The organism is Salegentibacter sp. UBA1130 (assembly GCF_002311535.1).
GTDB classification, from domain to species: Bacteria; Bacteroidota; Bacteroidia; order Flavobacteriales; family Flavobacteriaceae; genus Salegentibacter; species Salegentibacter agarivorans.
The window spans coordinates 1-25,214 of sequence record NZ_DCAP01000024.1 but is presented as its reverse complement, the minus strand read 5'-3'; the positions used below and the strand labels follow the sequence as shown (position 1 = coordinate 25,214).

The window sequence follows — 25,214 nt, the reverse complement described above, 5'->3', positions numbered from 1 at the left end:
CTACTCCTTGCGTATAAACTAGTACAAGAGCTATTCATAATTAAAATCCAAGGAGACGATAGATGAGACAACTTAAGATTACGAAGCAGGTAACAAACCGTGAGACTGCTTCGTTAGACAAGTATTTGCAAGAAATTGGTAAAGTTGATTTAATTACTGCCGATGAAGAGGTAGAATTAGCACAACGAATTAAAGCGGGTGATGACCGCGCTTTAGAAAAATTAACTAAAGCGAATTTACGTTTTGTGGTGTCGGTTGCAAAACAATATCAAAATCAGGGGTTAACCCTACCCGACCTTATTAATGAAGGAAATTTAGGATTGATTAAAGCTGCGAAACGTTTTGATGAAACGCGTGGTTTTAAATTTATCTCCTATGCAGTATGGTGGATTCGCCAGTCTATTCTTCAGGCACTGGCCGAGCAGTCGCGTATTGTTCGTTTACCATTGAATAAAATTGGATCTATTAACAAGATCAACAAAACTTTTGCTTTCTTAGAACAATCTCATGAGCGCCCTCCAAGTGCTGAAGAAATTGCGAAAGAACTTGACATGACGATTAACGACGTTAAGGAATCTATGAAGAATTCCGGACGTCACGTCTCTATGGATGCTCCTTTGGTAGAAGGTGAAGATTCTAACCTTTACGATGTATTACGTTCAGGAGAATCTCCAAATCCTGATAAAGAACTTTTACACGAATCTCTAAGAACCGAGATTGAGCGTGCTTTAGAAACCTTAACTCCGCGTGAAGCAGATGTTATTCGTTTGTATTTTGGTCTTGGAGACCAGCACCCAATGACGCTTGAAGAAATTGGTGAAACTTTTGATCTAACAAGAGAAAGAGTTAGACAGATTAAAGAAAAAGCGATTAGAAGATTGAAACATACTTCTAGAAGCAAGATCCTGAAAACGTATTTAGGATAAGATATTTAAGATGACAACAGTTAATGCCGGCGACGGCCGGCTAACATAACTGTTCGTTTTTTGATTGATGAATGACCCCGGCGTGATGAACCGGGGTTTTTTCGTTTCTACTCCCTACTCTTCCAGATATTCGACGAGCCGTATAAAAATGTTAAGACAAGCCAATATTTTGTTAATCAAGAGCTTTCCTTGCTCTATTATGTTCAATTTCTGAGTACCTTCTGTACTTATATTTAAAGATTAAGAAGATGAAAGATGAAGGAAAAATCTTAATAGTGGGAGCTTCAGGATCTCTGGGGACAGAAATTATAAGTTTATTAAAGGAAAAAGGAAAAGATATACGAGTATTAACCCGCTCTGATAAAGGGGTCTCAAAACTTTCAAAGTTTACTGATGATGTCTGGAAAGGAGATGCCGGCGAAGACCCTGCAGGAATAAAAAATATCACCAAGAATGTTACTACGGTAATTTCTGCATTGGGGAAAAGTGTTAGCCTTTTTACACCTTCCGAAGAATCTTTTATGGAAAGCGATTTTAAAGCGAATAAAAACCTCCTGGATGATGCTGTTAAAAACAGAGTTAAGCGTTTTATATATATTTCTATTATGGGTGCAGATTCCCCAAAAGATTACAGCATCGCACGGGCCCATAAGCTATTTGAAAATGAATTAAAAAATTCAGGTATAGAATATACAATTGTAAGACCCGTAGGATTCTATTCTGGCTTGAATGATTTAGCTATAATGGCCAAACGCAAGCTCATCCCTCTAATTGGATCGGGAAAGGCACAAACCAACAGTATTCACCATAAAGATCTCGCAGTAGTCGTGGTCTCATTTCTTAACGATGGTCCTGAAATAATAGAAGTAGGCGGCCCAAATATTCATACCCGGCTGGAAATGGTGCAAATGATTGCAGAAATTGTTGGCGGAAAAATTATTAAAATCCCCGAACCTGTGGCTAAAATAAGTATCAGACTGGGATTAGCGAAAATATTTGGAAAAGGAATTAATAACAAACTGGATTATTTTACTTTTATTACTACAAACGATATGATTGGGGAATCTAATGGAAAAATTTCCTTTCGGGAGTATCTTGGAAATCTTGACCTTAAAAAAATCACTTAATGTCTTTAAGCTACGACGCTATTATAATTGGAAGTGGTTCTAATGGAATTTCAGCCGCAATATATTTGCAACAAAAAGGACTTAAAACTGCAATTTTTGAACAGGCAGCTACTCCCGGTGGCTCCACAAGAACCCAGGAATTAACATTACCGGGATTTAAACACGATGTAGGTTCGGCCATATTACCAATGGGATTTGGCTCTCCCTTTTTAAGAAGTTTACCTCTCGAAGAACACGGCCTGGAATGGATATTTCCCGAAATCCCATTCGCTCATCCATTTACCAATGGTACTGCCCACGCCTGTTATACCGATATAAAAAAAACAGCAGCTCAACTGGGCGAGGACGAATCTTCATATGTCAACTTGTTTGAACCCCTGGTAAAAGACTGGGGAAAATTAGAGAACGATCTTTTAGGGCCATTGGGAATGCCACAGCATCCGCTGGATTTTATGAAGTTTGGTTTGAAGGCACTACCATCGGCTAAACTACTGGCCAAATATTATTTTAAAAATGAAAAGTCGAGAATATTCTTTTACGGCTCTGCTGCACATTCAACCTTACCGCTTAATAGCCTCGCTTCAGCATCATTCGGGCTTGTATTAAGTACCATGGCGCATAAATATAACTGGCCATTTCCAAAAGGCGGAGCGCAAAACTTTATAAATAGTATGTTGAGTTACTATACGTCTATTGGCGGCGAATTACACCTTGAAAAGAATATAACTCAGCTGGATGAACTTCCGGAATCGAAAACTTATTTATTCGATTTAACCCCGAAGCAATTATTAAAAATTAAAGGAACAGATTTTTCCAGTATTTATAGAAAAAGAATGGATTCTTTTAAATATGGCGCCGGAGTTTTTAAAGTAGATTGGGCGCTAAGCAAACCCATTCCATTTACCAATGAAAAATGCCGGAAAGCGGGAACGGTACATATTGGATTTTCAGAAAAAGAAATGGAGAATTCAGAGCAAAGTATACATCAAGAAAACATGACACAAACTCCTTATGTACTGGTAGCGCAGCATAGTATTTTTGATAATACCAGGGCTCCGGAAGATCAACACACGGCCTGGGCTTATTGTCACGTACCCAATGGCAGCACCGAAGATTTTTCAAAAATAATTGAAGATCAAATAGAGCGGGCCGCACCGGGGTTTAAAGATTGTATCTTAAAAAAATCTACTATGAATTCTGTTCAATTGAACGCCTTTAATCCTAATATAATCGGTGGTGATATAAACGGTGGAAAACAGGATATTACCCAGCTTTTTACAAGGCCCATCGCAAAAATGTCTCCCTATTCCACTCCCAACCCAAGGATTTATATTTGTTCGTCCTCTACACCGCCCGGTGGTGGAGTACATGGTATGTGCGGTTATAATGCAGCCCTGGCAGTAGAAAAAGATCATTTTTAACCCATTCAGATATTTAAATGTTATTGAAAAATCAGTCTTATTCTTAATTTTTTATACAAACTTTCACTTTATAGAATTTCAACATCTCTTAATTTCTTTTATTTTTGAGTTCAACAACTCTTAACCAATATGCGCTACGCAATAAGTTATGTAAGTACCGCTAACCCGGCACTTTCAGAAACTGAAATTCAGAATGCATTAGATTTTAGTAAAGACTGGAATAACAATCACAATATCACCGGGATTCTTTTATATTCACAGGGAAATTTTTTCCAGGTACTTGAAGGGGAAGAACAAATTCTAAAAGATCTATTTAATAGAATAAAAGCTGATGAACGCCATCATAATGTTATAACCATTTTTCAGAAAAGTATTCCGAATACTCGGTTTGATGGCTACCAGGCTGATTTTATTTCTTTGGATGACAGGTATAACGACGAAAATTTTGACACTTATCTTGCCCAAATTAGTCTGTTGAATCCTTCAATTCAAAGTTCGGTAAAGTACATCTTAAATAAATTTACAGAAGGCATCAAATAAGTATAATCTTGTTATTTTTGTGTGCACACTTACAGCACAACACTTATGACAACAAAACTTATTGCCCCATCTATTCTTGCTGCCGATTTTGGTAATCTTCAGCGTGATATTGAAATGGTTAACAAAAGTGAGGCCGACTGGTTTCATATAGATATCATGGATGGCGTTTTTGTGCCGAATATTTCTTACGGAATGCCGGTACTGCAGGCTATTACCAAACACGCAGAAAAAACGATTGATGTTCACCTAATGATCGTTGATCCCGATAGGTATATCAAGGAATTCGCAAAACTTGGGACCGATAACCTTACCGTACATTATGAAGCCTGCACGCACCTCCATAGAACGCTACAGGCCATAAAAGCTGAAGGTATGCAAGCGGGAGTAGCGATAAATCCGCATACAAGTGTAGATCTGTTGAAAGATGTGATCCAGGATATCGACATAGTATGTATAATGAGTGTAAATCCTGGTTTTGGCGGACAAAGTTTTATCGAGAACACCTACCATAAAATTCAGCGTTTAAAGGAGCTTATTGTAACACATAATGCTTCTACTTTAATTGAAATTGATGGTGGTGTAACTAACGAAAATGCCTCTCAACTCATAAAAGCCGGTGCCGATGTTTTAGTGGCCGGGAGCTATGTTTTTAAAGCTGAAGACCAACTGGAAACCATAAAAGACCTGAGACAACTTGCAAACTCCTAAGAATACTTACGATGTTATAATTATTGGCGGTGGCCCGATTGGTATTGCCTGCGCCCTGGAAGCCGAAAAGAAAAATCTTTCTTATCTTATCCTGGAGAAAGGCTGCCTGGTAAATTCGTTGTACCACTACCCTACCAATATGACATTCTTTTCTACTTCAGAAAAACTGGAGTTGAATGGTATTCCGTTTATTAGTAATAACCCCAAGCCAAGAAAGGCCGAAGCACTGGAGTATTACCGAAGGATAGCGTCTTCGAATAAACTTCACATCAATTTATTTGAAAAGGTTACTGCAGTAGAAACTAAAGACAATTTTCAGAAAGTAAGCACAACTAAAAACAATTACACCGCTAAAAATGTAGTGGTTGCCACAGGCTTTTATGATATTCCCAATTACCTGAATATTCCCGGAGAAGATTTGCCAAAAGTGGCCCATTATTACGGCGATCCTCATTATTATGCCACTTTAAAAACAATAGTAGTGGGCGCGAGTAATTCTGCTGTAGATGCTGCTTTAGAGATATATAGAAAAGGCGGCGAAGTGACCATGATTGTTAGAAAGGAAGAAATTGGTAGAAGGGTGAAATACTGGGTACGCCCAGATATTGATAACCGAATTAAAGAAGGAAGTATCAAAGCGCTTTTCAACGCTAATCTAAAGGAAATAAGAGAAACCGAAGTGGTTATCGAAACTCCCGATGGAGAACAAACCCTTGAAAACGATTTTGTATTGATGCTCACCGGATATCGCCCAAACTTTGAATTTCTAAAAAAAATGGGGATTAAATTATCTGATGACGGCAGAAAAATTCCGCAGTATGACCAGGATACTATGGAGACCAATGTAAAGGGAATTTATCTTGCAGGGGTAATTTGTGGTGGCGTAGAAACTCACAAATGGTTTATAGAAAACTCCAGGATACACGCAAAAATGATAATGGAAGATTTAGCAAAAAAAGTGGAAGCTTAAATTTCTTTCAGAAAATCTTTTAGTAAAACTGCGTGGTTATGGGTTTTGTCTTTAGACCCATATAAAAGTGTTAGACTTTTTCTTTTATCCACTTCTTCCAGGTCGTTTAAAATCTGGTTCTTATTTTCCTTTAATTCTGATTTGTAATTTTTACTGAATTCATCCCAGGAGATCTTATTGTCGTGAAATTTCCTTCGTAAATCGTCACTTGGGGCCCATTGCTTATGCCAGTAATCTAAGTGCGCCTCTTCTTTAGAAATTCCGCGTGGCCAAAGCCTATCTACTAAAATCCTGATATTATCTGAAGTTTCTTTATCCTCGTAAATTCTTGCTGTTTCTATATTCATAATTTGAAAAATAAAAAAGCGACCTTATTATAAGAATCGCTTTTTAAGTTGGGAACAAAAGAGTTTTACCTACTCATCAAAACTACATCAGATGAGTTAAAAATTTCATTTCGGTTCAATAATTTTCCGTAAAATTCTAAATCGCTTTGCTGGTCTCTAAACGATTTGTCTAACCATTTAGCGGCTTTATTTACAGGAATTTTATAAACCTTAATTTCAGGATATGTCTCGGGAGAGTCAGATTCGTCTATCCCAATTTCAATTTGCTTTTTCTGTTTATTGTAATAAACATATTTAGCCAGGAAATTGTGTTTAATTAAGCTTATAAACTCATCGGGTAATTCCTGACAAGTTTCGCATTCTTCTACATATTGTTTCACTAATTGCTGTAGCGAAACTCTAATCTCGTTGGTATTTAAATAAGATGCCATAGGTGTTAGTTTTTGTAAGTTTTGTATGGCTAAATTATGTGGAATGTTTCTGTAGGAAAATTTTTTATGGGTAGTTTAACGCTATGTTGTTAATATATCTAAATTATCAGGGATTTACATTACAAAATTTCAACCGAAAACCTTTTCGTTATGAAGCCTATGCAAAGATTAACCTATTTTACCTTAACTTTCTATTAATACTATAATTCAAGTTAGTATTGATTACCAATTGTTTCTATGGGATTCTGTAAGGAATACCGCGGTATTTCGGCTACCTTTAAGCATTCAAAGAAAAAATAATATGTCTTTAAATATAAATGATATCCCCTACTCCATTCTTGAATTAGCTACCGTAGCTAAAGATTCCAGTGTAAAAGAAACCTTTGATCAAAGTCTAGATTTAGCTCAAAATGCTGAAAAAATGGGTTACACCCGGTTTTGGCTGGCAGAGCATCATAATATGGTGAGCATTGCCAGCTCTGCAACAGCGGTGCTAATAGGGCATATTGCAGGCGGAACAAAAACACTTAAAGTAGGTTCCGGAGGTATTATGCTTCCCAATCATTCTCCTTTAATCGTAGCTGAACAATTTGGAACCTTGGGAACGCTTTATCCAAACCGAATAGACCTGGGACTGGGAAGAGCTCCCGGGACAGATCAGGTCACCGCGCAGGCCATTCGGTCTGACCGCATGAAATCGGTTTTTAAATTTCCGGAGGAAGTCAAGGAAATTCAGAAATATTTTTCTGCCCAAAACGCCCAGGCCCAGGTTAGAGCCGCGGTAGCCGAAGGTGTTGATGTGCCAATTTACATCTTGGGTTCAAGTACCGATAGTGCACACCTTGCTGCTGAGCAGGGTTTGCCTTATGTTTTTGCCAGTCATTTCGCTCCCGCTCAATTACACCAGGCACTTAGTATTTATCACAATAATTTTAAGCCCTCCAAATTTCTGGGTAAACCTTATACCATTGCCGGGGTGAATATAATTGCAGCTGATACTACCGCTAAAGCCGAAAAAGTCTCTACTTCTCTTATCAAAATGATGTTAGGTGTAATGAGCGGAAATATTGATTATATGCAGCCTCCGGTAGCATTTACAAATGAACACAGGGAAATTCTTGCACACCCCGGATTTCAGCGTATGCTTCAATATGCATTTATTGGTGATCCTGAAACGATTAAAACCAAAACCGAATCATTTTTAAAAGAAACAGGCGTAAACGAAATTATGGCAGTTTCGCATATTTATGATCATACAGACAGGCTGCGATCCTTCGAAATATTTTCGGAAATAATGAAAGGGAATATTTAAACTATAGATAGGATTTTATATTTAATCCTAATCATGTTTAAAAGCTGCCATCACCCTAAAAATATGCATAATTGCAGGAAAAACGGCATCCATAGACTCCTTAGCACCATTTGTGGACCCCGGCAGGGCGAGCACAAGGGTGTTTCCGATTAAACCGGAGACAGAGCGTGATAACATGGAATAAGGTGTTCTATCCTGCCCGTAGCCTCTGATGGCTTCCTCAATTCCAGGAATAGGGCGTTCCAATAAAGGCTGAATAGCTTCCGGTGTGACATCGCGGGGTGACAGCCCGGTGCCACCGGTTAGAATTACCAGGTTCACTTTTTTTGCACATTTTTCTTTTACCAGCTCTTGAATTGTTTCCTTTTCATCTGGAATAACCTGGTAATCTTCTACAGCAACCTGGTAAGCTTTTAGCTTTTCCATAATCACCTTTCCTGCTTTATCCTGCTTTTCCCCCGCCGAGATAGAATCGGAACACACAATAACCGCCGCTGATATCTGATTTTCCTCTACTACCTTTCGGTAATCTGTTTTTCCACCTTTTTTCTCCAGTAGCTTAATTTTTTCAATACTTATTCCTTTATCAATAGGCTTTAGCATATCGTACATCGTAAGGGCTACCACAGAAGCTGCGTGCATAGCTTCTACTTCCACTCCGGTTTTATAAATGGTATGTACTTCAACATTAATATAAATCTCTAGGTTTTCAATATGGTAAGTAATATTTGTATATTCAACCGGTAAAGGATGGCAATCGGGAATCATATCGCTGGTGCGTTTTGCAGCGAAAAGCCCGGCTGTTTTCGCCATTTCAAACACATCCCCTTTAGGGACTGTTTTCTCTTCTACCGCTTTAATTGTATCAGCGCTACTAACCTTAACCACTGCTTGCGCAATTGCTTTGCGAAGTGTGTTATTTTTATGAGTAATATTTACCACTTTTTCCTTTTCAATATTTAGGTATTCACTTTCCAGTTCTCATCGCTGTTTTCCAGCAACTCCTTTCCCCATACTGGTAACTCATTTTTAATTCGTTCTACCAGTTCCTCACAAGCATCTATCGCCATTTTCCTGTGTTTGGAAGAGGTGAATACAAACAGGCATATTTCTCCGGTTTTCACCTCTCCCAGGCTATGGTAAATGTGCATACAGGTTAGATTATATTTTTCAAAAATAGCTTCCCTGATTTCAAATGCTTTTTGAAGCGCCATTTCCTCATAGGCTGTATACTCTATAGCAGTAACTACGCTCCCCTCCTTTTCATCGGCCCTTACCTGCCCCAGGAAAATAGAATGTGCTCCTATATTGGTTTTGCTGCTGTGATTCTGAATAGATTTGGCTATCTTTTCTAAAGAAATAGGCCCTTCTACAAATATATTCTTAGGTTTACGTGTCATATTCATTAGAATTTAAAGGTGAAGCAGGGTCTAAAATACCTCCTTCTACTGAAAATATTTTCTTTTCGGGAAATTGTTGCTTCAATTCTTTCGCAAGCTCAGAGCTACGTTGTCCCGAAGCACAAAACAAAAGAATATTCTCATAACCTGAAAGCGGTTTAGGATTCTCCCTTATATCTCCCATAGGAATTCTACTTAAATACTCTTTTTCAAAAAATGGTTTTTCTCCAGCTTCCCTGATATCTACCAGAACACTGTTATTCATATTAAGCCTCCAGTCCAGGGCTTTTTCCCAGCTTAAGCTCTCTGCGATTCCGCAATTGATATTATAATTTCTATCACTAAAATCCTTTTCAGATTTCGGCAGATTTTCCCTGCCTTTGGAATTAAGCCGAATACCTACTTCATAAAAGGAAGAATTTTTAAGATTAAAAAAGAGGATTTTTTCAGTAAGCACTTTTCCCACTCCCGATAAAATTTTTATCACCTCTGATGCCTGCAATGTTCCAATAATTCCTGGAAGAACTCCTAAAACCCCAGTTTCGCCACAATTGGGAATTTGATTTTCACCCGGCGGATCGGGATAAATATCCCGGTAATTTAAAGCAAGCGGTCCATAATTAAAAATCATTAATTGCCCCTCATATTTATAAATAGCGCCCATTACCAGGGGTTTATTTAATAAAACGCAAGCATCGTTTACAAGATAGCGGGTTCCAAAATTATCGGTCCCATCTACTATTACATCAAACGAAGAAATAATTTCCAGGGCATTATTTGTATTCAGAAAATCTGAAAAGACTTCAAAATTTAAATCCGGGTATTTTTCCTTTAGAATTGCGGCAGCAGTAGATGCTTTAGGCTTGCCGGTATGCTGATGCCCAAAAAGCGTTTGCCTGTTAAGGTTAGATTCACTTATTGTATCACCATCAACTATTCCGATAGTTCCCACTCCGGCTGCCGCAAGGTGCAATAGTACAGGACAGCCTAAGCCACCGGCTCCAACCACAAGCACTCTTGCCCGGGAGAGCTTTTCCTGGCCTTCTTCACCAAAATCGGGTAATATGGTTTGACGTGAAAATCTACTCATCCTCCCGAAAATGGTGGTAAAAGGGCAATTTCCTCATCCCCTTCAAGAGGAGTATTTTGCTGAATAAGCTGCTGATTTACAGCCAGGGAAAAATCCAGTTCTTTCAATTCTGGATATTCATTATAAAGACTGGCCAATAATTCTTCGGTATTCTTTTTCTTCGGAAATTTAAATTCCTGCTCAGGTAACTTTTCAGCGATCATTCCAAAAGCTTTCACCGTTAATCCTTCCATTTCTTTTCTGCTTCTTTTCGTTCTTCCTCAGTATTGATATTTTCAAATATCTTACTCGATTTCTCGTTTTCGAAAGGTAACAAAACGTGCTGATTTTTCAGAATGAAATCGGTCATTTTTAGATCACCTTCAGTAATACTTTTCTTAATTTCTTCTTTTAAAATTACGGGATAGACACTAAACAGCGGATTTATTTTTTGATTAGACATCGAGGCAATTATATGCTCCTTATCGGCATTCTTTAATAAGCGCTCAATTGCCTTTACTGTAATAAAAGGCATATCACAAGCGATGAGTAGAACCATTTCTGCCCCGGTATTTTCCATAGCAGTGAGCAAGCCTCCCATTGGGCCTTTTTCGGGAATAATATCACTATAAACCGGTAACTTAAACTTTTTATAAGCAGCATTATTGGCAATTATTTTTGTTGATATTTTCAAAATTTCCAGTTCCCGAAGCACGTGTAAAATCATTGGTTCTTCATTAAGAGGAACCAAACCTTTATCCCGGCCCATACGGCTGCTTTTGCCACCAGCCAGGACAAATACTTCTATGTTTGAATAATTTTTCAGAAAAAGATCAATTTAAGGGCGGCTCCGGCCAGGACAAATGTCAAAAGATGCTTTACCAGTTTCACATTGAATCTTAAAGCGCCGAAATAACTACCTAAAATTCCCCCAAGCACCGCAGGAGGAATAAGTATCCAGAGCGATTTATTATCTATAAGATTAAAACCAGTGGTTCCAAGGTAACCGGCCACAGAATTCACAAAAATGAATAAGGCACTTAATGCTGCCGTCTGCCGGATATTTGTCCACCCCAACATAAGCAATAGTGGAGAAAGGAGAATTCCCCCGCCAATTCCGATAAGTCCCGAAAAGAAACCTATAATGATGCCGATAAATGGAGGCATCCATATCTTATCTCTCAGAATTGTCTGATCATTCTTCGGAAAAACGCCCAGAAAATTCAAGACCGGGAACAATAAAAGTACACCCAGAATATTCTTATAAATCGCAGATTCCACCACTACCAAACCGCCTATAAAAGCGGCAGGGACTGAAAAAACTACAAGCTGTACGAACAGGTTCTTGGGAAATTTACAAGACCTGCGATGGTTCATAAAAGCGATAAAGGAGACTGCCATATTGAGCAGAAGGGCGGTTGGCCTAATTTCTTCAGGTGCAAAACCGGTAAGAGCGAGGATCATTAGATAGCTGCTGGCCCCGCCGTGCCCTACCGAGGAATAAAAAAAAGCTGCTAATGGTAACAGCAAAAACAAATATGGTAGAAATTCGCTTTGCATCTATCAAAATTTAAAAATAATATTAAAGATCGTAAACTTTTACTTTTGTTCCTGCGGCTACTACCGAATTTTCTGCGGGTAACTCCAATAGACATTCTGCAGTGGCAAAAGCCTGCAAGTTAAAAGATTGCTGACCCTTTAAAAGTTCTACTTTATGGCCGCTTTTTTTGCCCTTCATAAAGTGAGTAAATCCCGGTTTTTTCGGGATATCTTCAGTAATTTCTAAATTGTGATCTGCTTCCCAAACTTCGGTTTTCCCTAACCAATGTTTTATTGACGGCCTTACATATTGAATAAAACAACTGTGAACCGAAGCGGGATTTCCCGGTAAGGCAAAAATTAACTTCTGCTCTATTTTTCCTGCGAACATTGGTTTTCCCGGGCGCTGTTTTATCTTATAGAAAAGCTCTTTAACCTTAGCGGTATTTAAGCACTCTTTTACATAATCATAATCTCCAACTGAAATCCCGCCACTTAAGAGGAGAATATCATTTTCAGAAAGGGCCTGGTCAATAATTTTTTGAAGGCTTTCTTTATCATCCGCGGCTTTGTAACTCTGGATTTGTCTTACACCACTTTCTTTTAAAAGTGCTTCAAGCATCGGACCGTTAGAATTATATATTTCTCCTTCTTTTAAAGCTGTACCGGGCTCTTTTAATTCATTTCCCGTGACTATAAAACCAACTTTAGGAGGAGAAAAAACCATTACCTGTGCAACTCCAACCGAGGCGAGTAAGCCTATTTGGCCGGCTCCTAAAACCTGGCCCTTTTCAAGGATTAAAGAATTCTTCTTAGATTGGGAACCTTTTAACCGCACATTGCTACCGGTAGAAATTTTATCTCCATTATAAGAGATTTGACCTTCCTTAATTATTTCTACTAATTCTTGCGGAATTACGGTATTGGTACCTTTAGGAATTTTTGCTCCCGTAAATATACGAGCGGCTTTACCCGGAGCGATATTTGTTTCAAAAGTATCACCTGCCTGAATTATATTTGAAACTTCCCAGCTTCGGTTAGTGTCATCAAAATTCATCGCATAGCCATCCATTGCTGAATTATCGAAGGAAGGAACATCAATTGGGGAATAAATATCTTCAGCAAGTATTAAACCCAGGCATTCACCAAGGCTTTTTTCAATAATATGCCCTCTTTCTGCATTTTCAGCGAGGATTTTTTTAGCCTGTTCTACTGAAATCATCCGCCAATCCTAATCATACTTCGATTCTCGAGTTGAGTGGTCTCGGTGTCCTTATAAGACTTATTAAACTGGCCTCCCATCACTGCATGTTTCTTTAAAACCGATAACCTAATTAGTGGTTCAATATCTTCACCTTTACGCAGGGTGCCCAATAAATCCATTTCGTCTTTACCAAAGAGGCAATTCTTCATTTTCCCATCTGCTGTAATTCGCATACGGTTACAATCCCCGCAAAAATGCTCAGTCATCGTGGTGATAAACGCAAAAGTACCTTCGTGACCAATGGCTTTATATTTTTTAGCAGTGGCATGGGGTTTGTCTTTCAACTTCACCATATCATATTCGGCTTCAGCCCATTTCAGCATCTGGGTTGCAGTGATCACTTTTTTACTATTCCAGTGATTTCCTTCAAAAGGCATAAATTCTATCATCCTTACATGTAAAGGTAAATCCCTGGTTATTTCTACAAAATCCAGGATTTCTTTTTCAATTACCCCTTCAATCGCTACTGCATTAATCTTAACCCTGAAACCTTCTTTCAGCAATAATTGAATATTTTTCCATACTAAATCAAATTGATCTCTTTTAGTAATCCTTTTAAAGGTTTCGGCATCTAAAGTGTCAAGGCTAACGTTTACCGCCCGTATACCCGCAGCTTTAAAGTCGTCTATAAACTTATGCACAAGCACCGCGTTGGTGGTAAGGCTTATTTCTACCGGGAGTTTGGATAGCCGGGATAAAATTTCCCTGAATTCTTTTCGAACAAGAGGTTCACCCCCTGTGAGCCTTATTTTATTAACTCCCAGGTTCACAAAAGTGGTTGCAATTTTTTCAATCTCATCAACCTGCATGAGATGTTTATTAGGTAAGCATTGTATGTTCTCATCGGGCATACAATACTGGCAACGGAAGTTGCAGCTATCTGTAAGCGAAATTCTTAAATAATCATGTATTCTTTTATGGTTGTCTACTAACATCCACTCGGGGTTTATTGTTGGGTTTCTTTTTTAAGGGTTCCGGTAAATACCGCAGTACCCAAAAAGAAGCTAAGGCCATTAATAGCGATCCTACAAACGTAGTAATTGCAAAGAACAAATTACCTTCTAATGCATTATTAAGCGCACCAAATAAAAACCATATTTGTATACTTACAAAAAGGATTTGCAACAAGATAATCCCTGTCATAATGGTATTGGTCTTATTGGGATGGGCCTGGTTTTGCGATGTTCTAAAATCACTCATTATAATATATTTTGATCCTCATTTTCTTCTTTTACATATACTTTCCCTTCTTTTACCACCACCTCTAACTGAGGTAATGGTCTTGGGGGTGGTCCTTGCAATACCTCACCGGTATCTGCACTAAACCAACCGTTATGGCAGGGACATTCTATTTTATTCTCGTCTTTACGATATCTTACCGCGCAGGTAAGGTGAGTACATTTTTGCTCAAAAGCACGCCACTGGTTTTCTTTTAAATGAATGAGAATATAAGGAATTTTTTTGGCTCCATGAATTTCAAACTGAAACATTTCGCCTACTCCAACTTCATCCTCATTTACCACAAAATGTTCTCCTTCCAGCTTTTCTGCCGGAAAAGCCATTGCCTTAATTACGATAAAACCATTGCTTAAGGCAAAAGCGCCAGATAATAAACCGAGAAATTTTGCAAATTCCCTTCTACTTACGTGCGTACCACGCCTGGTTTCTATAGGGAAATCACTTTTCCAACTTGGTTCCCTTTCAGAATTTGAATCTTCCTTTGCCATAGTATTTTAAGTTATGGGATAATTAACTGATGTGTACCTTTAGGCATCATCACATTTACTTTAGTATTTACTTCCTGTTGTCCAAAAAGAAAGGAGTTCACAGGCTCGCTGTCTGGTCTCATTCTTTCTATTTCTTCTCTTGTACCGAAGAAAAGCGCCTGACTTGGGCATACGGTAGCGCACATTGGCTTTTTACCCGCACTGGTCCTGTCATAGCACATATTACATTTCATCATAAGTTCGGCTTCTTCCATTTTCTTTGGAACTCCAAAGGGGCAGGCAAGTACGCAGTTTGAACAACCTATACATCTTGAAGTGTTGGCGGAGTGTACAACTCCAAATTCATCCTGATGTATGGCATCTGCCGGACAAACATTTGCACAGGTAGGATCTTCACAATGCATACAAACCTGTACGGTAGTTTGCGGACTTTTCTCCCGATCTACATAATTCACGTGAATCATACTTTCCTGGCCATTCGTTTCACATTCAGCACAGGCCATTTCACAGGCATGACAACCAATACAACGTTGCATGTCTACGAAAAAGGCCATTTCCTGATCATAATTTGTTTCCGGCATAATTGTTTATTTTAAAGGTTAGATTTTAATTTCGTTCTCTGTTTTATGTTATCTGATTTGAATTAAAAACGCTAGCCACGAATACAGGAATATTATAATATTCTTTCCGGGACTGCTGCTTCTGTATTTTCAAATTCTCATTCTCTATTCGTGTCTCTTGGTTCTTATCTCTTGTTTTTTTGTCTCTTCCCCTACAGCGAACTTTGATATGCAGTATCAGTAAGATGTTGCGATCCTTTTTGACCGGTTTTTTCCAGCTGACAGGCGCAAACCTTAAATTCAGGAATTTTAGAAACAGGATCTAAATTATCTATAGTTAATTGGTTTGCTGAATGCTTTCCTCCCCAGTGATAAGGTATAAATACCGTATCTTCTCTAATGGTTTCTACCACGTGCGCCGGGAATTCAGCTTCTCCTCTCCTGGTTTTCACCTTGATTAGATCGTGATTTTCAATCCCGTACTGAAAAGCCAGTTTTGGATGTATTTCCAGCAAAGGTTCAGGATATTGATCTATTAATTTCCCGATTCTTCTTGTAGAGGAACCGCTTAAATATTGTGACACTACCCTACCCGTAGTCAATACCACCGGAAATTCCTTATTCGGCATCTCTGAAGCAGGACGGTAACTTACAGGGTTAAAATGAGCTTTTTGATCTGCGGTAGCAAATTTCTTATCTTCCCATAACCTCGGAGTTCCCGGGTGATCTAAGGTTTTACAAGGCCAGAATATCCCCATATTGTCCACTACTTTCTTATAGGTGATTCCGTAATAATCGGCAGTACCTCCTTTTGAAGCCACTCTTAACTCGTTAAAAATATCTTCACTGGTAGCGTAATTGAATTTATCTTTTTCACCAAGCCGGGCGGCTAATTCCATAATAATTTCCCCGTCCCTTCTTGTATTTCCGGGAGGAGTAATAGCTTCATTGATTTTTACTACCCTTCCTTCAGCCGTGGTCACGGTTCCTTCTTCTTCTTCGTGCAGTGATCCTGCCATTACAATATCGGCGTGACGAGCCGTTTCACTTAAGAAGGTATCTATACAAACGTAAAATTCAAGTTTTTCCAGGGCTTCCCGCACAAAATTGTTATTGGGTAACGACACTAATGGATTAAAACATATAGAAATCATTCCTTTAATTTCTCCTCGATGAATTGCCTCAATTTGTTCGTAAGCAGATAAACCTTTGCCCGGCATATCTTTTTCATCTATACCCCAAACCTCTGAAATATATTTACGGTGTTCAGGGTTTGTAATATCCCGGTTACCGGGTAATTGATCACATTTATGACCGTGTTCCCTACCTCCCTGGCCGTTTCCTTGGCCAGTGATGGTTCCATAACCGCAATATGGTCTTCCAATTCTTCCTGAAGCAAGTACTATATTGATACAGCTTAAAACATTTTCTACTCCCTTGGTATGGTGTTCAATTCCACGGGCATGTAAAAGGAAGCTTGTATTGGCTTTCCCCCACATTTCAGCTGCCTGGTAAATTAAATCTTTTGAAATTCCAGTATGCTCTTCAGCCCAGTCCAGGTCGTAATCTTTTACAGCATCAATGGTATCCTGGAAACCGGTGGTATGGTTATCGATAAAGTCATGGTCTAACCAGTCATTATCTACCATAATCTTTAAAATTGCTCCAAAAAGGGCCGAATCACCTCCCGGCCTTACCGGTAAATGAAGGTCTGCAGTTCTCGCAAGGGGAATCATCCGGGGATCTACCACAATGAGTTTAGCTCCATTATCTCTTGCCTGCCATATATAATGCGTTAAGGTTGGGAAAGTTTCACTAACGTTTGCCCCTGCAATAAGAATTACTTCGGCATGTTTGAGATCTGCCCAGCTATTGGAAGTTCTGTCGAGTCCGAAGGCCTTCTTGTTTCCACCCCCGGCACTTACCATACACAGTCGGCCATTATAATCAAGATTGGCTGTTTTTAAAGCTACCCTGGCAAACTTGCCAATCATATAGCTTTTCTCGTTGGTAAGTGAAACCCCGGAGAGCATCGCAAAGGCATCTTTACCGTACTTCTCCTGGATTCTTTTTATTTCGTTTACCGTTCTGCCCATGGCATGCTCCCAGTCTACAGGTTTAAAACCTTTCCCTTCTACTCTCTCTACAGGATCCATTAGCCTGTCCGGGTGATTGTTCTGCATATACCGCATAACCCCTTTTGGGCATAAGCGCCCCTCGTTAAAAGGAAATTCTTCCCAGGGTTCAAAACCGGCGATTTTATTATCTTTTACTTTTAATTTTATTCCGCATTGCATTCCGCAGTAGCAGCAATGAGTTTTTACCAGCTTATCTGGTTCTTTATTCCCCTGAAATCCCGTCTGGGGAGCATAAGCCTTATGCGGCCCGTGCTTTTCTATAATTTTATCTACTGAAACTGGAAGTTTTGCCATTTTCTTTTTCTTTTTTCTTTTTTAACCGAATAATTTTCCGCCTTCCTTTCTGGCTTTTAAATGCGCTGTAGCTAAAGCGGAACGTTTACCTTCCGGACTTAAATCCATATGATTCCTTCCACCTTCCTTGTCATAATTAAAACCAAGCTCTTTAGAAACCTTTTTAAGATCGTTTATATGCGTCTGCGTTGCAAACTCCTTTCCGGTGTGCGGGCAGGTTGCCATCCCTCTACGTTTACCTTCGGTTTTATAAAGATTTGCTCCCAATTGCGCCAAACGCTGGTAAATATGAAAGAATTTCCCGAAAGGCAACCATACCAGGAACAGCACCACGGTAATCGCGTGGGTTACCGCCATAAACTGATAGGTTTTCCCTTCTAAGAAGGTGTAATCGTAAGAAATACCCAAACCGGTAACTGAAATAGCAATTAAAAGAATTAGTGGTAGCCAGTCGTTTTCAAAACTTTGGGTAGCAATTAATCCACCATCGGTGAATCTTCTTTTCATCATCATAATGGCACCAATGGTCACAAGAACCGAACACCAAACCAGGCCGTGAAAAGCAATAAAAGCAATTGGAGAGCCCAGGCTAAAAGAACCCGCTTCGAACCCGAATAATAAGGCATAATATGTAGTTTCATCCCCGGGTTTAAGTACAAAATGAATCCAACCAAAAGTTAAAGGAACCGTGATAGCAAACGCCAGCAAACAACCCGTTGCCAACATAAAGTGACCAATCCACCGGGTTCGGCTTCTATAAGCGATGAATCGTTGAAAAAGAATATTTCTAAAGAATAATTTTGTTGAACGCCATAAATATGGAAAGAAGTATTTACTGAACAAAAATTGCATACTTCTGCGCCAGTAAAGTTTTGTAGGTGGCCTCTGAATCCAGACTGAATACCTGTAAGCAATTCCAAAAATTGCAAACACAGTACCTATTAAATATGCAATTAATGCAGGGTCAAAGTTTTGAAGATTTCTTGAACCAATTAGCACCAAAGCAATGGTAAGTACCGCTGCGATAGTTGCTTTTATTAAGGCCAGCCGGTTTAAGGTTTTAAAAAGTCTGAACATAGGTATGTAGGCTTTAACAATTCTTAAAATTGAGGGTGTTATAAATATATAGATTTTGAGAAGCTTTCTTCAAGCATATTTCGTTAATTCCAAATAATTTAAACTCAGTCTAAATTACTACAGGTTCTACAATTTTGATTTTCAGTTATTAATAAAAAAGTGTGAAATTTTTAGAAATTATTTGATTTTCGGAAGACGAAATTGAGGAATACTGGGAGAGCAAAATATGATATATATCAGGTTTTTATTTTAACTTCTTATTTAGAGTCAACCCATATAAGGATATAATTGAAACTGAAGGATTTAAAAAAACCTCCCCGACCTGTGGGCCGAAGAGGTTCTATATTTTAAGGAAATTTTGAAATGATTAGCATTCAATTCCAGATCCAGCCCTGTCATAATACCACCAGTTAAGTACCAGACAAATAACATAATACACGCCAAATCCGTAAAGAGCAAACTCTGGTGTTCCCATTTGAATTTGTTCTCCAAATACCTGTGGAATTATAAAAGCACCATACGCCGCAATGGCTGAAGTCCAACCAAGTACCGGCCCTGCTTTTTCTTTACTAAAAATGTAAGGTATACTTCTAAAAGTAGAGCCGTTACCAATTCCCGTGGTTACAAATAATACCATAAAAGAAGCAAAGAAAGGCCACCAGTAAGCTTCTGGAGTGGCACTGTCCCTGGCCTGAATCACAAAATATGCTACAGCCAAAGTGGCGATAACGGTTACTAAAGTACTATAAGTAGTTACCCTGGAACCACTATTAATTTTATCAGACAACCAACCGCCAACAGGTCTTACAATTGCTCCCAACATAGGACCTATAAAAACCCAGGTAAGGAAATCGGGCGCATTTGGATTTACATACTGCGGATTGGCAGGATCTGTATACACAAAGATATCCTGACAAAGTTTAGGAAACGCTGCTGAAAATCCTATAAAAGAACCAAAGGTCATCGTGTATATTATGGTCATTATCCAGTTATGCTTATCGTTAAGAATAGAAAACTGTTTATTAAGGCTTTGCTTAATATCGCCAGGACTCAGGTATTTCATAAGCAGTAGTGTAAGTATTACCACCACAGGTAACACAAGCCACATATTAATCTCAAGCCCTACCAGTAAATAAGAACCTACCGCGGCAGCCACCAATCCAATACCTACCATAAAAAGGGTTTTGGCTATTCCCTGAAAAGTAGTGGGAAGTTTAGGAGTACCGGTAATAACATTGTTCATTCCAAAGTATGCGGCTACAGCAGCAATCACAATAGGAATCCATATCCACCCGGCATTTTGGAGACCGGCAAGAGGTTGGTCTTCTACAACTTCACCTCCACTTCCAACTGCAGAAAAAAGAAAGATTCCTATAACAAAGGGAATCATTTTTTGCATAATCCCAACACCGAGATTTCCAATGCCCGCATTTAGGCCAAGAGAAGTTCCCTGAATTCTTTTCGGGAAGAAATAACTAATATTACTCATAGAAGAGGCAAAATTTCCTCCTCCAAAGCCAGATAAAAGGGCAAGTATAGCAAAGGTTAAGTATGGTGTACTTTGATCTGAAAGCGCATATCCCACTCCAAAAGCAGGTATCAACAAAAGTGTAGTTGTAGTAAACACCACGTTACGACCTCCTCCCAGTGCAATAAGAAAAGAATTAGGAATTCTAAGGGTTGCGCCGGCCAGACCAGCAATTGCCGGTAAGGTGTAATATAAATTATTGATTACGGCCAGTTGTTCTTTGACCATTGCTTCAGACATATCTGGAGTGATCATTCCAAAATGAAAATTAAATTCTTTCATTTTGGTAGTAATAATACTCCACATCATCCACACCGCGAACGAGAGTAGTAATGCCGGAATAGAAAGCCACAGGTTTCTATAGGCTACTTTTTTACCTTTTTTCTCCCAAAAATCGGGATCTTCTACATTCCACTCTTCAAGGTTAGTCTTCATAGTATTCAGGGTTTAGTCTATATTTTTATCATTTTTAGCTTCAATTTGGCGCATCAGTTTTGGTTGCTCTTTATGCATCATTTTTTGAATAGTTCTATGCATCCACCAAAGACAAATTACCGAGAGTACAAGGGTAAACATCCAGGCGCTGGTCCATAGTCCCGAGCCGTCTAATAAATATCCGAAGATAATAGGGCACACAAATCCACCTAAACCTCCCAGTACTCCAACCATTCCTCCTACTACCCCTACTTCATCTGGAAAATACTCAGGAATATGTTTATAAACTGCTGCCTTTCCTACACCCCAGATACTTCCTAAAATGATAACAAGGAAAGTAAATACCCAAACATTAGCCTCAAAGAATATTTTGGTTTCTCCGCTGGCCAGTAATTCCTTTTTCTTTACCTGTTGCCCTTCCTGCACTACAGGTTCCTGCCAGGTCTCTTTTTTAGGAAATACAAAAGCACCTTCGGCTTCTTCAAAATCTGTTTCATTTTTAGGAATTACATCATACTTAATTCCGGCAACGGTAATTTGTGATTCTGAAACTTCGGTAACCTCCCCGGCCTGTTTGGCCATTATCCCGTTTCCGGGGGAGTATATTTCCATTTTGGGAAAAATCAGCAGAAAGCTAATTGCAAGAGAAGTTCCTAAAACCCAGTACATCACCTTACGGGCACCCCATTTATCTGACATCCAACCGCCTAGTGCTCTAATAATTCCTGAAGGGAAACTAAAGGCTGCGGCCAGTATCCCTGCTGTTACTAAAGGGAGATAATAGACGTTTACATAATAAGGCACCAGCCACTGCGAAAATGCTACAAAACACCCAAAAACCAAAAAGTAATACAGGCCAAAACGCCAAACCCGAATACTTTTAAGAGGCTGCATAAGTTTTTTTATTGTGCGCTGAGTTTCCGGTTTTTTATTTTTGGCAAATACCACAAAAATAATTGCCATAACAACCAGAATGGCAGCGTAGATCACGGGAAGAATTCTCCATTGCTCCATATCTGCCCCGTTGTTGGTTAAATTTTGAAGAATTGTAGGTGCAAATAATGTGGTTAATGCTGCCCCAGCATTTCCGGCGCCAAAAATACCAAGCGCCCTACCCTGCCAGTCTTTTTCGTACCAAACTGAAGTATATGCAATACCAACGGCAAAACCAGCCCCTGTAAGACCATAACCAAAACTACACAAGGCAAATCCAAGGAAAGAATCTACATATTGTAGTAAAAACATAGGAATTGCACTAACCAGTAATAAGCCACCAAAAACCCATTTCCCGCCAAATTTATCGGTCATTATTCCTAAGGGCAATCTAAAGAGCGAACCAGTAAGTACCGGTATCCCCAGAAGCCATCCAATTTGAACCGAACTCCAGTCATAAGCGCCATTATCTACCAGGAAGGTTACGGTAACCCCGTTGAACATCCAGACTGCGAAACAAATGGTGAATGCCAGGGTATTTAAAAAGAGCATTCTATGAGAAGTAGAAGAAGGTTTACCCATATTTAATGGAGCTTTTATTATTTACCAATTATATAATCCTAAAAGAAATTATTTTTTAGTTCTTAATCTATCGAATGCAAACTTCAAAATTTAGCATCCTGCAAAAAATGATCATAGTCATTAAATTTGAAAACTTTCCAAAACATAAAATCATCAACACCAGGCATCTTAGCATTTTAAGAGGTGAAAAATTCTGAGAATTAAGTTTTCCAAATTCTTTCTTCCCTACCAAGATAAAAATTTTAAATAGCTTATAAAAAACCGGTGTTTATAAAAGGAATAGTTATAAAACTATTATAGTTTAGCCGAAAATCCTGAAAAAGGCCTATTAAAAGATAAACAAACTATTTAAACCGGATTAAAAAGTGAAAATAAGGACTAAAAGAAAATTAATCAGGTCACTGGATGTGCTGGACAAACCCTTAAAGTTTAACCCATTTGTATTTAGCCGGAATTTCATTTTATGGGCACTTCTGGGAATCGTAGGTGGAATTATCTCCGGCGTGTACTGGATTGCCTTGGAAATGGTGATGCACGGACTGGCTTTTTTTGATGGCTGGCAGGTGATACCTACTATGGCTTTGGCAGGTTTGCTGGCAGGTTTAATTATTCATCTTATTGGAGACCCGGGAGAAATTCAGCTAATCGTAAATAATATTAGGTTTAATAAAGGAAAACTGGATCCAAAAAACAATCTTTCAATGGTCCTGTCTTCTTTGCTGTGTGTGGGAGCCGGAGGAAGCTTAGGGCCTGAGGCACCCCTGGTACAGGTAACCGGTTCTACCGGAAGCTGGCTGGGTAAAATGTTAAGATTAAAAGGCGAAGAATTACGATCTCTAAGTATTGCCGGAATGGCTTCTGGCTTTACCGCGCTTTTTGGCGCTCCCCTGGGCGGCAGCCTTTTTTCTTTAGAAATTTTGCATCACAAACATGCAGCAGCATATTATAAAGCAATTATACCCGCTTTTGTGGCCAGTTGTTTTAGCTATATCATCTTTGCGCTAATTATCCATCTTGGAATAGGACCAATTTGGGATCTTCCTTCATATATTATGGAAGATAAATTCGATTTTGCTTATGCGGTACTCTTTGCAGTAGTGGCAACGTTTTTTGGTTGGGTTTTTATTTTCTGTACAAAGTTTCTAAAATCGATTTTTTATAAGCTGAATTTCCCAATATATTATAAGACATTAATCGGCGGAATCATTCTCGGCATTATAGCTTTTTATTTTCCGATAACCCGGTATTTTGGGCATCACGAAATCAACGATCTTCTACTAACCGACTTTGATTTAGAGTTTCTTGTGGCTATACTCCTGGTTAAGATCCTTGCCATTGCAATTACTGTTACTTCGGGTTGGCGAGGCGGATTTATTATTCCCCTATTCTTTGTAGGTGCAAGCCTGGGCTTGATTATTCACCAGCTTTTCCCATCTACTAACCTTTCTTTAGCAGTTGTTACCAGTATGGCTGCTATAAATGCCTGTGTAACCAGAACCCCAATGAGTACCACTATTTTACTCGCAACTTTAACCGGTTTCGGGTATTTTATCCCCATTCTTTTTGCCAGTTTAACGGGATATTTTCTGGCGCCAAGAATTCCTTTTATCTCATCGCAGGGAGATAAAGAGAATGCGGTTAAATAAAAAATATAAAGCTTATGTATCGGATTGTACCCCTAAATTCCCCGGACTATATGTTATTTACAAGGAAATTCTTAAACCCAAAACGGATCTTTCCAGTTTTCTTCTGAAAAAGATAAGCTCTGATGCTGCTTTTCGAGTTCTGCCAGCTCTTTTTTATCGCTAATCTCTTTGAACAGAATGCGTTCTTCAAAACGTATGTGCGCAGCCAGTTCCTCTTCCAGTAAATTGAGGACTTTTTCATCGGCACAGCCACAACTTAACAGCTTTCTAATGCGCCGGTGATTGGCAAGAGCTCTTTTTACTCTTACGTTATAACCAAGCCTGGGGAAAATATATTTTTCTTCTATTTCAAAATGGGGCTCCAGGTAATGTGTTTGAAACCAGTTAGTATACGCTCTTATTCGTTCCAATTCAACATCGTTCTCCAAACCTTCCCGAATTCTGGAACATACCTGCAGTGCATGATGATGTTCTTCTAATACCAGATTTAATTTTGAAGATTTTTTTGCTGAAGAATTAACCCGTGTACTCATTATATTTTTTTATGCCCATTTCTGCGAAAATCGATTCTTGTTGTAATCTGAAGTTTATAATTAATTTCCCCAAAAATGATCCTGCCAGTCGTCATCAGAGAATTGGATTCCATTATGATGCTTTTCAATATCTGCCAGTTGTTCAGCTGAAGCAACTTCCTGGATTTCATTAAAAAGAACACGTTCTTCGAACCTTATATGGCTATCCAGTTCTTCTTCAATATTATTTAAAGCGATCTCAACTTCAGTATCCTGGGAAAACAATCGCTTTAACCGGCGATGTTCCTTAAGCGCTCGTTTAACAAGTTCATGCTCATTGCCCAAAACAGGAAATATATGTTCCTCTTCAGCTTCAAAATGCGGATCGAGATAATGAATTTTAAACCATTCGGTATAAGCTTTTATTCGTGCAACCTCCACCTCTTTTTTTACGCCCTGTCTTATTTTCCAGCACAACAATAAGCCGTGATGATGTTCCCTGCTAAGAGGTTTAAGAGCTTCATGTCGCTTAATTGGTTTTTTCATAGTTTCTATTTTTATATTTCCTATTAATCCAATGAAAATATTGAATTTATGAGAGTTCAAATTTGCCCAATTATCTACTCATAATTTATGAGTCGAATCATATAGTTTTTTAAGATAGATAATGTTTAATGACTTTCCTGCCTTTTACCTTAAAAAACAAAGAGGCTGTCTGAAAAGGCAGC

The 25,214-nt window shown here is 38.8% G+C and carries 27 protein-coding genes; 8 read left to right on the top strand and 19 right to left on the bottom strand.

Annotation, left to right across the window (positions count from 1 at the left end):
• The first annotated feature begins 62 nt into the window (after nt 1-62).
• The 6 genes from B4F31_RS09615 (at nt 63) to B4F31_RS09590 (ending at nt 5,692) form a co-directional block, all read left to right on the top strand.
• Entirely contained in the window at nt 63-926 is an 864-nt protein-coding gene (locus B4F31_RS09615) for a sigma-70 family RNA polymerase sigma factor (RefSeq protein WP_011708302.1), read from the top strand.
• A gap of 248 nt (nt 927-1,174) precedes the next feature.
• Nucleotides 1,175-2,053 (top strand): SDR family oxidoreductase, encoded by an 879-nt coding sequence (locus tag B4F31_RS09610; protein WP_286761211.1) that lies wholly within the window; start codon nt 1,175-1,177, stop codon nt 2,051-2,053.
• Nucleotides 2,053-3,474 carry a phytoene desaturase family protein gene (locus B4F31_RS09605; protein WP_286761210.1) on the top strand — a complete coding sequence of 474 codons (1,422 nt, stop codon included), beginning with the start codon at nt 2,053-2,055 and terminating at the stop codon, nt 3,472-3,474. The genes B4F31_RS09610 and B4F31_RS09605 overlap by 1 nt, the downstream gene beginning before the upstream one ends.
• Nucleotides 3,475-3,603: 129 nt before the next feature.
• Nucleotides 3,604-4,014 carry a BLUF domain-containing protein gene (locus B4F31_RS09600; RefSeq protein ID WP_286761208.1) on the top strand — a complete coding sequence of 137 codons (411 nt, stop codon included), beginning with the start codon at nt 3,604-3,606 and terminating at the stop codon, nt 4,012-4,014.
• Nucleotides 4,015-4,059: 45 nt separating this feature from the next.
• On the top strand, nt 4,060-4,722 hold the full coding sequence (gene rpe, locus B4F31_RS09595) for a ribulose-phosphate 3-epimerase (protein ID WP_286761207.1): 663 nt from the start codon (nt 4,060-4,062) through the stop codon (nt 4,720-4,722).
• Complete coding sequence (locus tag B4F31_RS09590; protein ID WP_286761206.1) at nt 4,709-5,692, top strand: YpdA family putative bacillithiol disulfide reductase; 984 nt, start codon at nt 4,709-4,711, stop codon at nt 5,690-5,692. Before rpe ends, B4F31_RS09590 begins: the two co-directional genes overlap by 14 nt.
• Here the strand turns inward: B4F31_RS09590 and B4F31_RS09585 are convergent.
• Together B4F31_RS09585 and B4F31_RS09580 are read right to left on the bottom strand one after the other, a co-directional pair.
• Complete coding sequence (locus B4F31_RS09585; protein WP_286761205.1) at nt 5,689-6,039, bottom strand: DUF488 domain-containing protein; 351 nt, start codon at nt 6,037-6,039, stop codon at nt 5,689-5,691. The two genes, B4F31_RS09590 and B4F31_RS09585, sit on opposite strands and share 4 nt — an antisense overlap.
• Nucleotides 6,040-6,104: 65 nt before the next feature.
• On the bottom strand, nt 6,105-6,470 hold the full coding sequence (locus B4F31_RS09580; protein WP_286761204.1) for a hypothetical protein: 366 nt from the start codon (nt 6,468-6,470) through the stop codon (nt 6,105-6,107).
• Nucleotides 6,471-6,771: 301 nt separating this feature from the next.
• Between B4F31_RS09580 and B4F31_RS09575 the strand changes: the two genes are divergently transcribed.
• Nucleotides 6,772-7,782, top strand: coding sequence for an LLM class flavin-dependent oxidoreductase (locus B4F31_RS09575; RefSeq protein ID WP_286761203.1), 1,011 nt, complete (start codon nt 6,772-6,774; stop codon nt 7,780-7,782).
• A 27-nt stretch (nt 7,783-7,809) separates the two neighbouring features.
• Here B4F31_RS09575 and moaCB read toward each other — a convergent pair whose 3' ends face one another.
• The 15 genes from moaCB to B4F31_RS09500 form a co-directional block, all read right to left on the bottom strand.
• Nucleotides 7,810-8,724: a bifunctional molybdenum cofactor biosynthesis protein MoaC/MoaB gene (gene moaCB, locus B4F31_RS09570; protein WP_286761202.1), complete on the bottom strand. Its 915-nt coding sequence runs from the start codon at nt 8,722-8,724 to the stop codon at nt 7,810-7,812.
• A gap of 17 nt (nt 8,725-8,741) precedes the next feature.
• A complete protein-coding gene (locus B4F31_RS09565) occupies nt 8,742-9,182 on the bottom strand; it encodes a molybdenum cofactor biosynthesis protein MoaE (protein WP_286761201.1) in 441 nt (146 codons plus the stop codon).
• Nucleotides 9,172-10,272 (bottom strand): HesA/MoeB/ThiF family protein, encoded by a 1,101-nt coding sequence (locus tag B4F31_RS09560; RefSeq protein WP_286761200.1) that lies wholly within the window; start codon nt 10,270-10,272, stop codon nt 9,172-9,174. Before B4F31_RS09560 ends, B4F31_RS09565 begins: the two co-directional genes overlap by 11 nt.
• Entirely contained in the window at nt 10,269-10,505 is a 237-nt protein-coding gene (locus B4F31_RS09555) for a MoaD/ThiS family protein (RefSeq protein WP_286761199.1), read from the bottom strand. Before B4F31_RS09555 ends, B4F31_RS09560 begins: the two co-directional genes overlap by 4 nt.
• Nucleotides 10,493-11,044 (bottom strand): molybdenum cofactor guanylyltransferase, encoded by a 552-nt coding sequence (locus B4F31_RS09550; protein ID WP_286761220.1) that lies wholly within the window; start codon nt 11,042-11,044, stop codon nt 10,493-10,495. The genes B4F31_RS09555 and B4F31_RS09550 overlap by 13 nt, the downstream gene beginning before the upstream one ends.
• Nucleotides 11,045-11,073: 29 nt before the next feature.
• Nucleotides 11,074-11,811 carry a sulfite exporter TauE/SafE family protein gene (locus tag B4F31_RS09545; protein ID WP_286761198.1) on the bottom strand — a complete coding sequence of 246 codons (738 nt, stop codon included), beginning with the start codon at nt 11,809-11,811 and terminating at the stop codon, nt 11,074-11,076.
• 22 nt (nt 11,812-11,833) lie between these two features.
• On the bottom strand, nt 11,834-13,012 hold the full coding sequence (glp, locus tag B4F31_RS09540; RefSeq protein ID WP_286761197.1) for a gephyrin-like molybdotransferase Glp: 1,179 nt from the start codon (nt 13,010-13,012) through the stop codon (nt 11,834-11,836).
• Nucleotides 13,009-13,989, bottom strand: a complete 981-nt coding sequence (gene moaA, locus B4F31_RS09535; protein WP_286761196.1) for a GTP 3',8-cyclase MoaA — start codon at nt 13,987-13,989, stop codon at nt 13,009-13,011. The genes glp and moaA overlap by 4 nt, the downstream gene beginning before the upstream one ends.
• Nucleotides 13,970-14,254 carry a DUF6755 family protein gene (locus tag B4F31_RS09530; protein ID WP_286761195.1) on the bottom strand — a complete coding sequence of 95 codons (285 nt, stop codon included), beginning with the start codon at nt 14,252-14,254 and terminating at the stop codon, nt 13,970-13,972. The genes moaA and B4F31_RS09530 overlap by 20 nt, the downstream gene beginning before the upstream one ends.
• Nucleotides 14,254-14,781, bottom strand: a complete 528-nt coding sequence (locus B4F31_RS09525; RefSeq protein WP_286761194.1) for a ubiquinol-cytochrome c reductase iron-sulfur subunit — start codon at nt 14,779-14,781, stop codon at nt 14,254-14,256. Before B4F31_RS09525 ends, B4F31_RS09530 begins: the two co-directional genes overlap by 1 nt.
• A gap of 11 nt (nt 14,782-14,792) precedes the next feature.
• Nucleotides 14,793-15,362 (bottom strand): 4Fe-4S dicluster domain-containing protein, encoded by a 570-nt coding sequence (locus tag B4F31_RS09520; RefSeq protein WP_286761193.1) that lies wholly within the window; start codon nt 15,360-15,362, stop codon nt 14,793-14,795.
• 191 nt (nt 15,363-15,553) lie between these two features.
• A complete protein-coding gene (locus B4F31_RS09515) occupies nt 15,554-17,773 on the bottom strand; it encodes a molybdopterin oxidoreductase family protein (protein ID WP_286761192.1) in 2,220 nt (739 codons plus the stop codon).
• Between the two features lie 21 nt (nt 17,774-17,794).
• A complete protein-coding gene (locus B4F31_RS09510) occupies nt 17,795-18,850 on the bottom strand; it encodes an MFS transporter (protein ID WP_286761191.1) in 1,056 nt (351 codons plus the stop codon).
• Nucleotides 18,851-19,217: 367 nt separating this feature from the next.
• Nucleotides 19,218-20,813, bottom strand: coding sequence for an MFS transporter (locus B4F31_RS09505; RefSeq protein ID WP_286761190.1), 1,596 nt, complete (start codon nt 20,811-20,813; stop codon nt 19,218-19,220).
• A 12-nt stretch (nt 20,814-20,825) separates the two neighbouring features.
• Nucleotides 20,826-22,328: an MFS transporter gene (locus B4F31_RS09500; protein ID WP_286761189.1), complete on the bottom strand. Its 1,503-nt coding sequence runs from the start codon at nt 22,326-22,328 to the stop codon at nt 20,826-20,828.
• A 365-nt stretch (nt 22,329-22,693) separates the two neighbouring features.
• Here B4F31_RS09500 and B4F31_RS09495 point away from each other — a divergent pair, with 365 nt between their 5' ends.
• Nucleotides 22,694-23,974, top strand: a complete 1,281-nt coding sequence (locus B4F31_RS09495; protein WP_286761188.1) for a chloride channel protein — start codon at nt 22,694-22,696, stop codon at nt 23,972-23,974.
• 71 nt (nt 23,975-24,045) lie between these two features.
• Here B4F31_RS09495 and B4F31_RS09490 read toward each other — a convergent pair whose 3' ends face one another.
• Nucleotides 24,046-24,507: a hemerythrin domain-containing protein gene (locus B4F31_RS09490; protein ID WP_286761187.1), complete on the bottom strand. Its 462-nt coding sequence runs from the start codon at nt 24,505-24,507 to the stop codon at nt 24,046-24,048.
• Between the two features lie 60 nt (nt 24,508-24,567).
• Nucleotides 24,568-25,032: a hemerythrin domain-containing protein gene (locus B4F31_RS09485; RefSeq protein ID WP_286761186.1), complete on the bottom strand. Its 465-nt coding sequence runs from the start codon at nt 25,030-25,032 to the stop codon at nt 24,568-24,570.
• Between the last annotated feature and the right edge of the window lie 182 nt (nt 25,033-25,214).